The sequence below is a fragment of the Mycobacterium attenuatum genome, assembly GCF_900566085.1.
Taxonomy (GTDB): domain Bacteria; phylum Actinomycetota; class Actinomycetes; order Mycobacteriales; family Mycobacteriaceae; genus Mycobacterium; species Mycobacterium attenuatum.
In genome coordinates this window covers 83,977-97,569 of sequence record NZ_UPHT01000138.1, presented here as the reverse complement: position 1 = coordinate 97,569, position 13,593 = coordinate 83,977, and the positions used below count along the sequence as shown (strand labels likewise).

The 13,593-nt window shown below is 65.2% G+C and carries 13 protein-coding genes; 2 read left to right on the top strand and 11 right to left on the bottom strand.

All coding sequences use genetic code 11. The annotated features are described in order from the left end of the window. The first annotated feature begins 8 nt into the window (after positions 1–8). On the top strand, positions 9–965 hold the full coding sequence (locus EET13_RS22570) for a class I SAM-dependent methyltransferase (protein ID WP_244604052.1): 957 nt from the start codon (positions 9–11) through the stop codon (positions 963–965). Here EET13_RS22570 and EET13_RS22565 read toward each other — a convergent pair whose 3' ends face one another. The 11 genes from EET13_RS22565 to EET13_RS22515 all read right to left on the bottom strand — a co-directional run bounded on the left by EET13_RS22565 (position 966) and on the right by EET13_RS22515 (position 12,933). Continuing rightward, a complete protein-coding gene (locus EET13_RS22565; RefSeq protein WP_122444347.1) occupies positions 966–2,012 on the bottom strand; it encodes a glycosyltransferase family 4 protein in 1,047 nt (348 codons plus the stop codon). After that, positions 2,009–3,976: a glycosyltransferase gene (locus EET13_RS22560; protein ID WP_122444346.1), complete on the bottom strand. Its 1,968-nt coding sequence runs from the start codon at positions 3,974–3,976 to the stop codon at positions 2,009–2,011. Before EET13_RS22560 ends, EET13_RS22565 begins: the two co-directional genes overlap by 4 nt. An 85-nt stretch (positions 3,977–4,061) precedes the next feature. Continuing rightward, complete coding sequence (locus EET13_RS22555) at positions 4,062–4,619, bottom strand: LbetaH domain-containing protein (RefSeq protein ID WP_122444367.1); 558 nt, start codon at positions 4,617–4,619, stop codon at positions 4,062–4,064. Positions 4,620–4,704: 85 nt separating this feature from the next. After that, entirely contained in the window at positions 4,705–6,168 is a 1,464-nt protein-coding gene (locus tag EET13_RS22550) for a flippase (RefSeq protein ID WP_122444345.1), read from the bottom strand. A gap of 13 nt (positions 6,169–6,181) precedes the next feature. Beyond that, the gene (locus EET13_RS22545; RefSeq protein WP_122444344.1) at positions 6,182–7,747 is read right to left on the bottom strand and encodes a sugar transferase; all 1,566 of its coding nucleotides are present in this window, start codon (positions 7,745–7,747) and stop codon (positions 6,182–6,184) included. Further along, on the bottom strand, positions 7,716–8,612 hold the full coding sequence (locus EET13_RS22540) for a WecB/TagA/CpsF family glycosyltransferase (protein WP_244604051.1): 897 nt from the start codon (positions 8,610–8,612) through the stop codon (positions 7,716–7,718). Before EET13_RS22540 ends, EET13_RS22545 begins: the two co-directional genes overlap by 32 nt. Positions 8,613–8,620: 8 nt before the next feature. Next, positions 8,621–9,775: a PPE family protein gene (locus EET13_RS22535; RefSeq protein ID WP_122444343.1), complete on the bottom strand. Its 1,155-nt coding sequence runs from the start codon at positions 9,773–9,775 to the stop codon at positions 8,621–8,623. A 591-nt stretch (positions 9,776–10,366) separates the two neighbouring features. Further along, on the bottom strand, positions 10,367–10,789 hold the full coding sequence (locus tag EET13_RS22530) for a DUF5313 domain-containing protein (RefSeq protein WP_122444342.1): 423 nt from the start codon (positions 10,787–10,789) through the stop codon (positions 10,367–10,369). A 127-nt stretch (positions 10,790–10,916) separates the two neighbouring features. Beyond that, positions 10,917–11,741 (bottom strand): hypothetical protein, encoded by an 825-nt coding sequence (locus EET13_RS22525; protein ID WP_122444341.1) that lies wholly within the window; start codon positions 11,739–11,741, stop codon positions 10,917–10,919. Then, entirely contained in the window at positions 11,738–12,364 is a 627-nt protein-coding gene (locus EET13_RS22520) for a TetR/AcrR family transcriptional regulator (protein WP_122444340.1), read from the bottom strand. Before EET13_RS22520 ends, EET13_RS22525 begins: the two co-directional genes overlap by 4 nt. 62 nt (positions 12,365–12,426) lie before the next feature. Further along, positions 12,427–12,933 (bottom strand): hypothetical protein, encoded by a 507-nt coding sequence (locus EET13_RS22515; RefSeq protein WP_122444365.1) that lies wholly within the window; start codon positions 12,931–12,933, stop codon positions 12,427–12,429. A gap of 345 nt (positions 12,934–13,278) precedes the next feature. Between EET13_RS22515 and EET13_RS22510 the strand changes: the two genes are divergently transcribed. Then, positions 13,279–13,530, top strand: coding sequence for a hypothetical protein (locus EET13_RS22510; protein ID WP_122444339.1), 252 nt, complete (start codon positions 13,279–13,281; stop codon positions 13,528–13,530). Positions 13,531–13,593 lie beyond the last annotated feature (63 nt).

The following is a 13,593-nucleotide window of genomic DNA, read 5'->3' as shown; positions in this document are numbered from 1 at the left end:
ATCGAGGAATGCCAGTGGAACCAAGGGGAAACAAGTTAATCGCACGCTACAAAAAAACCTATCGCATTCCCGCCGAGGCAACTATCACCGAGCAAATGATATTGGCTCATTGGAATTTGGAAAAGCAACTGACGCAGGAGTTGCTTGAATCTGACCCAGCAGATCGTTGGGCTACTTTTGACCGGTGCTACACTCGTCTTTACGCCGAATTGGACTGGCTCAATCAGTTTTCCGGAGAAGCCGATTTCGCGACACCTCACGAAAAGTTCAGCGGCTGGCTTGAACTCATCGGTGAGCCCCCGAAAACAATTTATGAAATCGGTTCTGGCCAGGGCGGCCTGATCTCGTTCCTGGCCGGTTGCGGATACGATTGCAGGGGGACGGAGATCACCCGCGAACGCGGCAAGAAGTTGATATCCGAGTCGCCCGCGAAGCTTTCCTGGGGAATATCCGACGGCGTGCACCTCGACGAGTTCGAGCCAGCCGAAACGTACGATGTGGTGGTATCTGACCAGGTCGTCGAGCACATACACCCCGGCGACCTGGATACTCATCTCCGTAGCGTACGTACCATATTAAAGCGTGACGGGCACTACATATTCGATACCCCCAGCCGGTATACCGGGCCGCACGATGTCTCGCGAGTATTCAACTGCGCTGCACCGGAAGGCATGCACTTGAAAGAATATACCTGCCGCGAATTAGTTGAGTCGGTGCGGAGGGCCGGCTTTGTATCTGCGCGTTATGGATTTGTGCCCCGCCGATTCCGCATGCTGCTGACAGTGCTGGGTGTAAGAAAGTTCGCCCGATCGGACGAGGCTGGGATGCTGTTCCTGCGCATCGTATTGTGGGCGGAAAGATTTTTGGAAATCTTACCCACGCCCGCGTTGCGCCGTTCCTGCGGAAAGGCCTTGGGCAAGCTCGGTGTTTTCTCCGAAACTATCTCGCTGGTCGCCGGGAAATAATCAGCGCGCCGCCACCTCGGTGATGACCTCCAGCAGGTGATCCGCGACGTGCTCGACGGCGAATCGCTGCGCGTAGTGGCGTGCCGCCGCGGCGCCCTGCCGTGCCGCGACGGCCGGGTCGGCAAGGGCGTCGAAGGTGGCGGCCAGCCCGGCAACGTCGTCGACATCAATCGGGGGGCAGCCCGGCGGCTGGTATTCGGGCAGGGCACCGGCGGTGGACACGATCGGCATCACTCCCAGCTGCATCGACAGCACCTGGACACCGCTTTGCGAGGCGCGCCGGTAGTGGGCGACCGAGCCTTTCGCGGCGGCAAGCGTCGGTACGACGTCGCAGTAGCGATAGCTGCCGGGCAGCCAACGCGTGTGTTTGGGCAGGGCGGCGGCGCCCAGCGGCCCGCCGATGAGCACCAGGTTGTCGCCGCGCCAGCCGCCGTCGACGTGTCGCTGCCAGGCGTGCAGCACCACCTCGACGTTCTTGTAGGGGTGCAGCCGGCCGATCATGACGAAGTCATGGCGCCCTTCGGGTCGCACGAGCGGCGGCACCAGGGCCGGGGCGAGGTCGCTGGTAAGCGGCACGACGTGCACGCGCGTGCCGGCGACGTCGCGGCGCGCGGTGACGGCGGCTGCGACGTACTCGCTGTAGGTGATGGTGGCTGCCGAACGGGCACCCCAGCGGTCGAAGACGGCGTGTTCGTAGGCGGGCCGGTGTTCGACGGGGTCGTGTGGTCTGTCGTCGTGCACCAGCTGGATGCGCGGAACCCGCCCGGCCAGCATGATCCAACGGGGATCGCGAACCAGCTCGGCGAACACGACCTGTGGACGGTATTCGCGGACACGGCGCCGGGCTGCTAAGAACGCGGGCCAGGTCGCAGGCGTGCGCACCCGCGGATCGAGCACCAGCTCGTAGTCCCGTGCGGCGTCGGACTCCGGGTGTAGGTCGGTGGTCACCAGGAGCACGTCGACACCACGCCGGCGCAGGGCCTCGGCCTGTACCCGTGCCAGCGGACGCATCCAGGGCGAAAGCCACAGCGCCCGAAGCGAATTCATAGCACCGCGTCGATCGCGTCGAGGTAGGCATCGGTCATTGCCTGCACCGTGTAGTGCTGACGCATGCGAGCGAAACCGAGCTGTCCCACCGATGGCAGCGCGGTGGGCGCTGCCAGGATCCTGGCCAGGTGTTCGCGCCATCCCAATACCGAGGCGGGCTCGATGACAAAGCCCGCCCTTCCGAAGTCCAGCATTTCGGGCACGGCGCATACGGCCGATGCCGCAACCGGCACCGCCCGAGCCATCGCCTCGAGAATCACCAGCGGGAACGCCTCGGAACGACTTGGGACGCAAAGCAGGTCGGCGTCGGCCAAGGCCGGCCCGGGGCCCGGCGACCAGCCGCGCCACCGAACCCGATCACCCAACTCGGCCGGGGTGCGGGCCTGCAAGCGCTCCCGGTCCGGTCCGTCACCGAAAATTGACAGTTTCCAGGGCATGTCGGCAAGGCCGCCGAGTGCCTCGATCAGCAGGTGCGGGTTCTTGTGCTCGACGATGCGCGAGAGCATCACCAAATGTGGTGGGTCGCCGACGGTCCGGATCGGCGGGGCCCCGACGTCGGCGACGACGACGCCGTTGGGCACCACGAATCGCCGCTCGCCGAGCCGATGGTGTGCGGTCAGCATGTCCCAATGGCGTTGTGCCAGAACGATGAAACCGTCGGCGCGGCGCATCGCTGCGGTTAAGGGGCGGGAATAGATCGGCCGGTCGTCTTCGGGCGGAATGTGTGCGGCAACCAACCAGCGACGGCTCCGACCGGCTGCGCGCCACAGTGTGCCAAATCCTGTTTCGGTGTTGGTGTCGCCGCTGATGAGCACCGCCGGCCCCGGAGGGAGGTCGATGATGGGGGCCCACCAGGGCTGGCGGACCACGCGCACACTGGGTGGGATTTCGTCGATCAGCGGGCCGAACCGTTGCACGCAGACAATGGTGACCGGGTAGCCGCGGCGGTCCAACTCCGTTGCCAGCAAAGCTTTCTGACGCTCGGCGCCGCCGTACACCAGGCGGTTGGTGGCGATCACGATCGCCGGCAAGCCATGGTGCCGGCGGGTGCGAGCGCCCACCTTGACCCCGCGCCTCGACGCCTGCAGCCGCTCCAGCAGCTTGGCGCCGGCAAGATACGCGTCCGCGTGGTGAACGCTGTGTTGATGTTCGAGCTGCAGCGCGGTATTGGCCTGCGCCAGGTCCCGGTCGCGACGGTGTCCGGCACTCGCGGCGGTTGCCGGATCGCTTCGTTCGGCGCCGAGTTCGTCGGCCAACAGCACGCGCCAGCCCGCCGCACGGGCGCGACTTTGCCAGTCGGCTGCAGCGCCGTAGTTCACGAACTCCTCGTCGAAACCGCCGACGGTATTCCACGCCGCACGGCTGATCGCCAGGCAGGCAGCTCCCAGAACGCCGCGGATACCCCGTGATTCGGCCGGCTGGCGGGCATAGAGAGCAGAGAACGGGGTGCCGCGCAGCCGGCCCGCATAACCTGCAGCCGCTATCAGCGCTCGGTTCAACGTCAGGCGACGGGTCGCGATGTCCCACGATCGTCGACCGCCGTCGTCACACACCATCGGAGAAACCGCCGCCACCCGAGGCTGGCGGAGCAACTCTCTGGTGCGGGTCAGCGGTCCCCGAACGCGCGCATCAGGATTGAGTAGCAACAGATCAGAATCGCTCGGCGTGTGTCCCACCAGCGCATTGACGGCCGCGGCGTAGCCAAGGTGTACCGGCCCCGGCACCCAGCGAGCGTCCGGATAACGGGCGACCAGTTCCGCGCGACCGGGGTATCTTTCGTCGCCGTTCTCATAGACGTAGACCGGCAGCCCGGGCACCTGCTCAGCGACGCTGGCGAGGCACCTCTCGAGGAGACCGTGGTCCTGGCAGGTCACGATCAGGACCGCCAGCGACCGGCCGGATGGCAAGGCGGCTGTGTCGCCGACGGGGGGCTTCAGGTATGCCCGGTCCATTTCACGGGTCATGCCGGCGCCATTTCCCGGCGGCCACCTGGTCTGCCTGAGAGCAGCAGCGCGGCAACGGTATTCGCTTCCGTTGGTGCCGGCACAGTTAGTCCTCGCCGCGGGCCGCGCGCGGGCGGCGATCCTTGACGATCCGGGCCGGATAACCCGCGACGTCGACGTCGTCCGGTACCGATTTGGTGACGACCGCGCCCGGCCGGATGGCGACGCGGTTGCCGACGTCGGCGCCCAGCACCATGGCCATCGGGGAGATAAACACGTCGTCGCCGATGGTCGGGAAGTGACCGGGACGACCTTCTCCTATCGTCACGCCATGATGAATCCGGCAGTTCGTGCCGACCCGGGCTTTGTAGTGCACGACGATCAAGCCGGTGTGAGCGATCGACAGACCCGGACCAAAGACGTTGCGGGGGATGTCGAATCCGAGCCTTTCACCCAAGAACTTGGTCCGCAGCTTCAGATATGCGGCTACGACATGCCCGGCCGGCGTCCGGGCCGTATTTGCCCAGTACTCCGATTTGCGCAGGAGGCGCTGAAAGTGGGCTGGGCGCTTCAAGATTCGGTGGTGCAGCCGCCAGCGCCGCAGGCCGTATGCTGTCAAATCCGCTGCCAGGTACGCCCGCAAGTCCTCGCGAGTCCTGATCACGGGCATACCGTACTAGCTAGGCTGGTGCGGCCCCTCGCAGGGTAGTGTGGCCGGGTGCTTGCCGCGGGGCCGTCCATGGCAGGGTTCATGCCGTCAGCTGATCGCGGCGCAGCCCGGCCAAAGCCGACCAGGTGAGCGGGCCGATCACGGCGCTGGTGGCCAGGTAGCCGGTAGCGGCAGCGCCCAGAACGAGAACCACATGCTGGCCCCAAAGCAGTAGCGTCACAGCGACACTCGCTGCCGTCGGCAGCAGCAGCCGCAGCACGAATGGCACCGGCGTCCGGTAACCGCACTGGCGGTGCAGACACCAGCTGGCAACCATCAGGTTGGCCAATTCCGTGCACACCAGCGCGATGCCGGCTCCCACCGCGCCCAGCCGCCAGCCCAGGGCCAGGTTGAGCATGACATTGAGCCCCAGGGTGGCCACCGACAGCCAGAACCAGAAGCGCTGCCGGTGGCTGGCGAACAGACCCTCGCCCAGGGTGGTGGTGACAAAGCGTAGCGCTACCGCGACGAACAGCAACGCCAGCGTCGGTGTGCCGCGGCCGACGAATGCCTGGTTTCCAAACAACCTGACGAGCGGTCCGGCAAGCAACGCGCCAACCACTGCGACCGGTACGGCCAGGAAGAACATCAGCTCGATACTGCGGCGCATGAAGCCCGCGAATGCCGCGACATCGCGCGAAAACAATTCGGTGGCTGTTGAGAGCGTGGACTTGAGGAAGAACACCGAGACCACCAGGGTGTTGAGCGCGATCGATGAGGCCAGGCCGTAAACACCCACCTCGGAATGGGTGTTCACCAAGGACAAGATCACGCCGTCGGCGCGCCAGTACAAGACGGTGACCATGGTCACGCCCATCGGAAACAGGCTTTCCCGCAACAGATCTGCGGCCTCACGCGGCGCGAAGATGGGACGCAGCGAAACATGGCGCGCCGCGGCGCCGCTCTGGATCAGCACCTGCAGGGTCGTCGGAATGAGCTGCACTGCCGCGAACCAGATGACGTCGGCGCTTTCGGCTACCAGAAACACAATCACGGCCAGCGTGGCCAACCGCCCGACGACGTCGGAGACCGCCACCGCGACGAACTGAACTTTGGTCTGAAACACCGGCTCGAGCCGCACCGTCATGGTCACGATGAGCAACTGCGCGGACAACACGACAAGCATCACGCGCACGTCGTGATCGCGGTAGACCAGCAACCCGGTTCCCGCCGCCAATGCCACGAGTGGAACGCAGTACAGCAGGGACAGCCCGTTGTAGATCCGGACCAGGCGCTCGAGATCGTCACGGCCCGAGGTCACGCGACGCACGATCACCCGCCCGACGCCGAGGTCGATCAGGCTGGCCCACATCCCGATGAAGGCGACGGCAATGGTGAGCTGGCCGTAGCGGTCGGGACCCAGATAGCGAGCGGTCATCGCAACCGATACCACCGAGGCCAGCATCCCCAGCATCCGGCAGATCAGCTGGATCGAGAACGCGTGAGCCAACCGAGCGACCGGCACCGTTGGTGCAACCGCACCGGGTGCCGTCGGCTCAGTCATGGCTCACGGCCACCTAGTATGCTCCGTGCCCCGTCAGGACGGCTTTTCCTGTCTTGGCGATGATCATGAGATCGCCCGCCATCGACCAATTGTCGACGTAGGAAAGATCCAGCCGGACCGACTCCTCCCAGGAAAGTTCGGAGCGGCCGCTGACCTGCCATATTCCGGTGACGCCGGGCTTGACCAGCAGCCTCCGCTTCACGTCGACGTTGTAGTTGTCGACTTCGCGGCTCAACGGGGGCCGCGGGCCGACCACGCTCATGTCCTGCTTGATGACGTTGATGAATTGGGGGAGCTCGTCGATGCTGTATCTGCGCAGTATCCTCCCCACGGGGGTGACCCGGGGGTCTTGACGCATTTTGAACAGTATTCCGCCGGCCCCCTGGTTCATCGACAACAGGAGGTCGAGGTGCCTGTCGGCGTCCACCTCCATTGTCCGAAGCTTGAGCATCATAAAGGGCTCGCCGTTAATGCCGATACGCTCGGAACGGTAGAAGACGGGACCTTTGCTCGTCAGCCTGATCGCGATGGCGGCCGCAATGAGAATTGGCGACGTCACCAGGAGGGCGGCCAACGCGAAACAGAAGTCGAATGTTCGTTTTTGAAAGCGCTGGGCGCCGGTGTAGAGCGGCTTTTCGACATGCAGCAATGGGAATCCGGCGACCGGACGCACCGTCAATCGTGCTTCCGCGATGTCCATCATCCCCGGGGATACCACCAGGTCGACGTCCTTGGTCTCCAACTGCCAGATCAAGTCTCTGATCGCGTGCATGCCGAAGTGTTCGGTCTGTGTCACCACCACCGTGCCGGCGCCGCATTCGTCAACCGCGGTCACCGCATACGACTCGTCACCCAGAATGGGAACATTGCGGCCTTCGACCATCAGGGTTTCGGCGCGGGGCGGGCCGTATCCCGGTATGCAGACACCGACGACGACGTAACCGTCACGCGGATTACGGTCCAGTTCCTGTACCAGCCGGGAAAGCCCTTGCCGGTCCCCGATTGCCAAAGACGCTGTCTGGTATTCGCCATGGGCTCGCTTACGGCAGATATACCTGCGCCAGCTGTTGCGGCTCGTCAGCAGTCCGAGGGTGCCGACGGGAAGCGCGACCGCCAGATAGCCACGGGCCAATTCGATCTTGGCGAGCAGCGTCACCATTGCGATGATTCCGAATGTCCAGAATGACGCGCTGCTGATTCGCCGGTACTCGTCGATACCGACTCCGATAACGTGCGGTGATCGTGTGTTGAATATTGCAAGAGAAGTGAGCCAGAGAGCCGCGAAGAGAACCGAAAACAGCGTCATCACCGGGCCCGGGTAGCCCGATTTATTCGGCGAATCGCCGAAGCGGACATATTGCGCGAGCATGACGGCGGCGACGACGATCACGGAGTCGCTAATGCGCAGATAGTGGGAATACCGATGTTGCCAGCGCCGCAACGTCGTGGGATCGGGTGTGCGCGCCGCACCTGACGCCGCTCCGGTAGTCGCCGGCGAAACGTCGGTTCGGCGGTGCAGCAACGAAGTCACGTCGGCCCGCTTTCCGCTATACGGCCGCGGCTTTGGGCCGCGCGGCATCGCGGACGGCGCTGACGATATCGGCATGATCACTCCTTGGCGTGCTCACGCAATACGCGTTCGGATAGCAGATCAGCTGTGCTCGCACCGTTCGGAGCAAGGCGATCGGACCCTGCAGCAGGTAGCGCCGCGCCAACCGGCGCGGCTCCCTGGCCAACCGGTGCAGCCATTCCAGTCCGATTCGCTGCATCCAGCCGGGCGCTCGGCTGGTCCGGCCCGCCAGGAAATCGATGGCCCCGCCGCAGGCCAAGAAGACGCGGGAACCCGTCGCGCAGCCGTAGCGGTCAACCCACTGTTCTTGGCGCGGCTTGCCCAGGCTGACGATGAGGATGTCGGTTCGCGCGGCATGAATCGCGGCTGCCAGGTGGTCAGACATCGCCCCGATGGTGGCCGCGTTAGGCGACCACATTCCCGAAATAGCAAGCGCTGGATACCTTTTGCGCAAAAAGCCGGCGAGCAGGCGGTGGGTTTCGGCGCTGCCGCCGAAAAAGCCGACCCGCGCACCGGTCTTTTCGGCCAGCGCCAACACGCTGGGAAGCAGGTCGGCGCCGGTGACTCGGGGCCACGGCTTAGCGGTGAGCAGTTGACCCCGCCAGGCGATCGGCATGCCGTCGGCCAGTAGCAGCCATTCCAGCGGAGCGGTGGGCGCTGCCGTGACTTTCCGGAAGTGGTACAGATGGTCGAGGTTCACCGAGCCCACTGCCAGGCCCATCGTGGATGAGCATTGCAGCCGCGACGCGATGATCGTCAGCACCTCGTCGAACTCGCGCCGCTCGACGATGGTGCCGCCGATGATCATGCGGGCAGGGGTTTCGGACAGCGTTTCCGGGGAGGTAGCTGCGTAGGTCAGGCGCGCCGCGGTCATGTCAGGGCCTACGTGTATCCGGCCGATGGCGGGCGCGTCATCACGGTGGGCACCACCCCATATCGGGGCCCGACAAATCTGTTCGGGCCGGTACCGGTCCGCGGCGCCGCACTCAACATCGTTGGCGCCGCGCTGGCGGCATCGAGTCCGGCGTTCGGCAACGCGGTTATCGCACCCGTATGCGCTGCCGGGATCACACTGGTCCAGCTCGCCGGCACGGACAGCGGGCCCAATGAGGCTGCAGTACCCAGGCTTCCCGACACGCCCGGTCCCACCGACGAGATCAGACCCACGCCCGAGCTGACCGCACTCGCGGCCCCTTCTGTGGCCGCTTGGGCAGCGGCAGCCGCTGCCCCGGTCAGCAAACCCTGGGCGGTCTGGGCCATGCCGAGGATGGACGACATCGAATAGAGCGGGGTCGCGCCGGCCATGAAATAGCTGGGAAGTGCGTAGACCGGCATGGTGGCGAGGGTGGGCATCAGTGACGACGTGTCGACAAGGCCGGACAGCGGTGATGCCAGCCCGTCCAGCAGGGCCGGAACCGAAGACACCAATCCGGCCAGTGACAGTTGCTCTGATCCCGCTGCAGCCGCCGCATGGGCAACGGCGCTGGCCTGTCCCGCCTCGCCGACGGGGCTAACGACCTCCGGCGGGGCCGTCAACAAGGTCAGCTCGCAAGCGGTCGCCGAATTCGCGGCGTACTCGTACATGGCCGCGGCATCCTGCGCCCACATCTCGCCGTAATGGGCTTCGGTGGCGGCGATCGCTGTCGAATTCTGGCCGAAGAAGTTGGTGGCGACCAGGGCCGAGAGCAGTGCCCGATTGGCGGCCACCACCGGTGGCGGCACGGTCATCGCGAAGGCAGCCTCGTAGCCCTCGACGGCAAAGGTGGCCTGGCTGGCCGTTTCCGCGGCGCGCGCGGCTACCCCGGCCGTCCACGCCACATAGGGCCCGAGTGCCGACGCCATGGATAACGACGCAGGACCCAGCCAGCGCCCGCTCGTCAATCCCGCGATCACCGATCGGTAGAAACCAACGGCCACGTGGAGTTCGGCGGCCAAGTTATCCCACATCGCGGCGGCCGCCGCCAGTGATGCCGGACCGGGCCCGGCATACATTCTTGTGGAGTTGACTTCTGGAGGTAAGGCGCCAAAATCGATCACTTCAAACCCCGGTGGGGTGTGAGCTGCTGGGATGCCGCGAGTCGTAGCTCCGGTGCGGCCTCGCCGGCTGTCGCAGGCGCCACTTTAGCCGTAGGAGCGCACGAGGCCGGCTTTCCCCCGTTCATCGCGAAACACCGGTGGCGAAAAACATTCAGTTCTCCCCTAACGCGCGCAGGCCGACGGAGGCGGGACCGACTTGCAGACTTCCTTGTCTGAACGTCAGTATCCGGAACCGATACCTGCCCTCATTGGCGTAAAGATTTCAACCTGTCAATAAACTGACAGTCGTATGATAGCTGGCTGTACATCCGATCCGTATCGTTTTTCGCCGCTGAGCCCTCCGGCAGCCCTTTCTGGCTGGTGAGCCGTTCGCCGGCGTCCGGCGCCGCCGGCTCCCGCCGACCTGCGGGCCGCCGCTATCTGCGCTAGCCCCTATGTCGGCGCTCTGTGTCGGCGCTCTGTGTCGGCGTTCTGTGTCGGCGCTCTGTGTCGGCGCTCTGTGTCGGCGTCGCATGGCGGCCCGACCGGCGGGTGCGCCCCGGCACGCCGCGTCTGCGGTGGCGGCGTCAGGCCATCTGGCCCGGTGGCTCCTCAGAAAAAGGGATTGCTGTTGGAATATCGCTGCGCCTCCGGCGGACGCGGTCCGTAGCGCCGGATGTACTCCTCGTGCATCTTGGCGTCCTTCTGCCGCTTGATCGCATCCACCAGGTTCGGGTCCAGCCCATGTTGGGCCAGCCGGTGCCGGCGCCACACCTTGTTCAGCGCAAGTGAGACCAACAACGCCCAGATGTAGATCGGCAGCGTCATCTCGAGATGCACATACAGCGACGCAGGCAGCAGCCAAAACGGTGCCAGTACCAGCAGCGGCGGTAGTGCCGTCAGCAGCAGATACCGGCGCATTGCCCCTTTACCGGCCAGATCCCGCGCGACCCAACTCCGCATCGAGTCGGGCAACCGCCGCAGCCCGTACGAGTACGCGACGTATTGCACGAAGTTGGGTCCTCCGCTTGCCATGGCCGCTCCCGTGTTGGGTGGTGGGTTTCTACACATACCGGCACATAGCCGCACATACCCGCACATACCCGCGCATACCCGCAAGCACGGACGCTAACAGGCCGGGCTCGTCACCCGATCCGACATGTCACGGATGTGCGGCGAGGTAGGTTTCGCTGCTCAGCCCGGCGGTCAGTTCCTCGACGTCGAACGGCCGGCTGAGCCGGGCGCGAAGCCGCTGCGGGTCTACAAGGAGTCTGACCTCGGCCGTTTGCCCGGCAAAAAGCCGCCCGATCAGTGGGTAGAGCCGACGCATGATTATGCGTTCCGCGGGGGCGCAGCGGGACGCGCAGTAACCCACATGGCCGATCTCGTCGGTCAGGATTTCGCTGTACAGCAGTTCGATCCGTGCGGCTACGTCGGGTTCGTCGGCGAACAGTTCGATGCCGGCGCGGCGCAATTCGTCGAAGACGACGCAACCGGCCATCTCGGCGGCCCCAACGAACACGAAGCCCAACCTCTCCGGGAGGAACACGCCTGCCTTGACGAGCTGTCGCATCAGGAATGGCGGAGCGGCCACCTGGAACGGCAGATCAAAAATGTCCAGTGCGTATGCCAGCAGGCGGGTGTGGTAGTGCTCTTCGAGTTCTACGTACACACGCTCGGGCGCCACGTCCTCGGCGCTGTTGCGCCCGTAGGTTTCGCCGAGGCCCACGCCGAAGCGCTCCGCCTGATTGAGCTTTGCCGTGGCCAACAGGAACAGCATTTTCGGATCCAAGCCCGGTTCGGGTCGCCGCCGGCGCAGGTTTCGCAGAAACGTCGATCGGTCGGCCGGACAGATCGACCGCACCGGGTGCGCCGCAAGGTCTTTGATGAACTCTTCGCGATTGGTCAAGCATCGGTTGAGCAGGTCCGCTTCGCCGTCACGCCGCACCAGGAAATCCCGGTAGCCATCAATGCCGGTGGTTTTCATCGTGTCTCCATTCCTTTGACAATCGTTGTCACGTACCGGCTCAACAGGGCCTCCGCCGTCGCGGAATGGTGAGCTCCCGTGGCCAGGAGGGCGTAGAGCCCGGTCAAAAAGAACACCGCGAGGTCGTGCGCGTCCGCATCGGGCGTGACCTGCCCCGCGTCCTGGGCGCGGCTGATCACGTCGATCAGGAACTCGGCTAGCGGGTGCCGGCTCAGCTCGTCCTCGCCCGGGCGGGTCGACGAGAAGTGCAAACCCAGCATGTCCCGGAAAACCACTGTCCCCAAACGTCGTTCGGCATCCAGCACGTGGTGCACCAACCGGGAGAACACCGATATCACATCGCCGGCTGCGGCCCTGGCGGCGACGAGGTCGGCGACGATCCGGGACTCCTCGTTTCGCTCCAGTTCGACCAACACCTGTTCCTTGGTGGGGAAGTGGAAGTAGAACGTGCCCCGGACCACCCCGGCTGCCGCGGCGATGGAGCTGACGTCGGCGCCGGCTATGCCGTTGCGTGCGATCTCCGCCAGCGCGGCGTCGAAAAGGCGGGCCCGTGTTTCAAGCCGTCGAGCCTCGCGGGTGCCGGCCGGCGCCTCAGCTGCAGCGGTTTCCTGTGGCGACCGCACCCAGCAACCGTACGTCCATTCGTTGGCACCCGTCAATGACGGCCGTCAGCGACGGCTGGCGCCTACGACTCCAGCGACCACAATTCGGGCGCCACGGCCCGGCTCGCATGGCTGCGTCCGCCCGAGGAAACGGTCAGCACAAGTCGCGGCGGCTGAGCCGTGGCGGCCGCGAACGCCGTTACGTGCCGCAGATCGGTGAGAAAAACAGCCGTCTCACCCGGTGATATGTCGTACGGGACCCCGGCGCCCGACGTCTGGGCCGGCTCCAGCGACGTGCCGTCGGGATCGGACCGGATTGCCCAGCCCGCCACGGGTAGCGCGACCCGACCCACGTTGACGACCCTGACGCCGATGACGTACCGGCCCTCTGGTAATTGCGCTGCGGCGTTCTGCAGCGACGCGCGCGCCCCGCTGTCGGCGTCGTTGGTGACCAGCCCGTCGGGTGTCAAATAGCCTACGACCGGCGTCACCTTGGGCCCCGGGCTTCGCGCCCGCCAAACCTGCCAGGTCAGCAAGGCCACCGAGAGCACGGTGGCGACCAGGCCGAGCACGAATCCGGCGACGCTCACCGGGGCGCCATCCAGCAGTCGATCATGACCGTGAAGGCTACTGCGCGAAGCCGTTGGAAGAAGCAGCGCCGCGATGTCCGGGCGATCGTCGGATCGCCACACCTGCCGTCGTCACCGCTAGGGCCGCGCCACCGAACCATGCCATGAGCTTGCCATGCCGGCGCGACGATATCGATTGCCCCACGGCGTCAGCCAGGCCCGGTATTACCGTTCGATAACGGAAATGCGTTGCCGCGGAGGCGATCCGACGCCAAATCTGATGAAGTTCCAAATTTCGACTGAGCATTTGCTAAGACCGCGTTTCACGAGCGGTGCTGCCTACTGCCGCGGCCCTAGAGTCGGGACATGAGCACGAAATACTACCTGCAGAAGGTGCCCGTCGAATCGGTCGAACCAGGCTATTCACTGGCCGTTCACCACGACGGCGACTATCAGCTGTTCCAGGTCGAATGCACGCAAATGTCCCGGCGCAGCGGCCAACCGGTGATCATCACGCTTACCGCGGAGCCCGTTGACGGCGGCGATCCGTGGACCTTGCAGTACGAAGCCGGCACACCGGTCGTGCGGCTGCTGGGCGTCTGCGCGGCCGCGTCTTAGCTCACAGCGCCTCATAACGCCCATAACGCCCATAACGCTTTAGTCTGGCGGACGTGCTCAACG

Coding starts and splice junctions, on each gene's coding strand:
- EET13_RS22510 (WP_122444339.1), top strand. CDS start 13,279: ATGAGCACGAAATACTACCTGCAGAAGGTGCCCGTCGAATCGGTCGAA.
- EET13_RS22545 (WP_122444344.1), bottom strand. CDS start 7,747: ATGCCGCGCGGCCCAAAGCCGCGGCCGTATAGCGGAAAGCGGGCCGAC.
- EET13_RS22530 (WP_122444342.1), bottom strand. CDS start 10,789: ATGGCAAGCGGAGGACCCAACTTCGTGCAATACGTCGCGTACTCGTAC.
- EET13_RS22550 (WP_122444345.1), bottom strand. CDS start 6,168: ATGACTGAGCCGACGGCACCCGGTGCGGTTGCACCAACGGTGCCGGTC.
- EET13_RS22525 (WP_122444341.1), bottom strand. CDS start 11,741: ATGAAAACCACCGGCATTGATGGCTACCGGGATTTCCTGGTGCGGCGT.
- EET13_RS22560 (WP_122444346.1), bottom strand. CDS start 3,976: ATGACCCGTGAAATGGACCGGGCATACCTGAAGCCCCCCGTCGGCGAC.
- EET13_RS22570 (WP_244604052.1), top strand. CDS start 9: ATGCCAGTGGAACCAAGGGGAAACAAGTTAATCGCACGCTACAAAAAA.
- EET13_RS22540 (WP_244604051.1), bottom strand. CDS start 8,612: ATGACCGCGGCGCGCCTGACCTACGCAGCTACCTCCCCGGAAACGCTG.
- EET13_RS22565 (WP_122444347.1), bottom strand. CDS start 2,012: ATGAATTCGCTTCGGGCGCTGTGGCTTTCGCCCTGGATGCGTCCGCTG.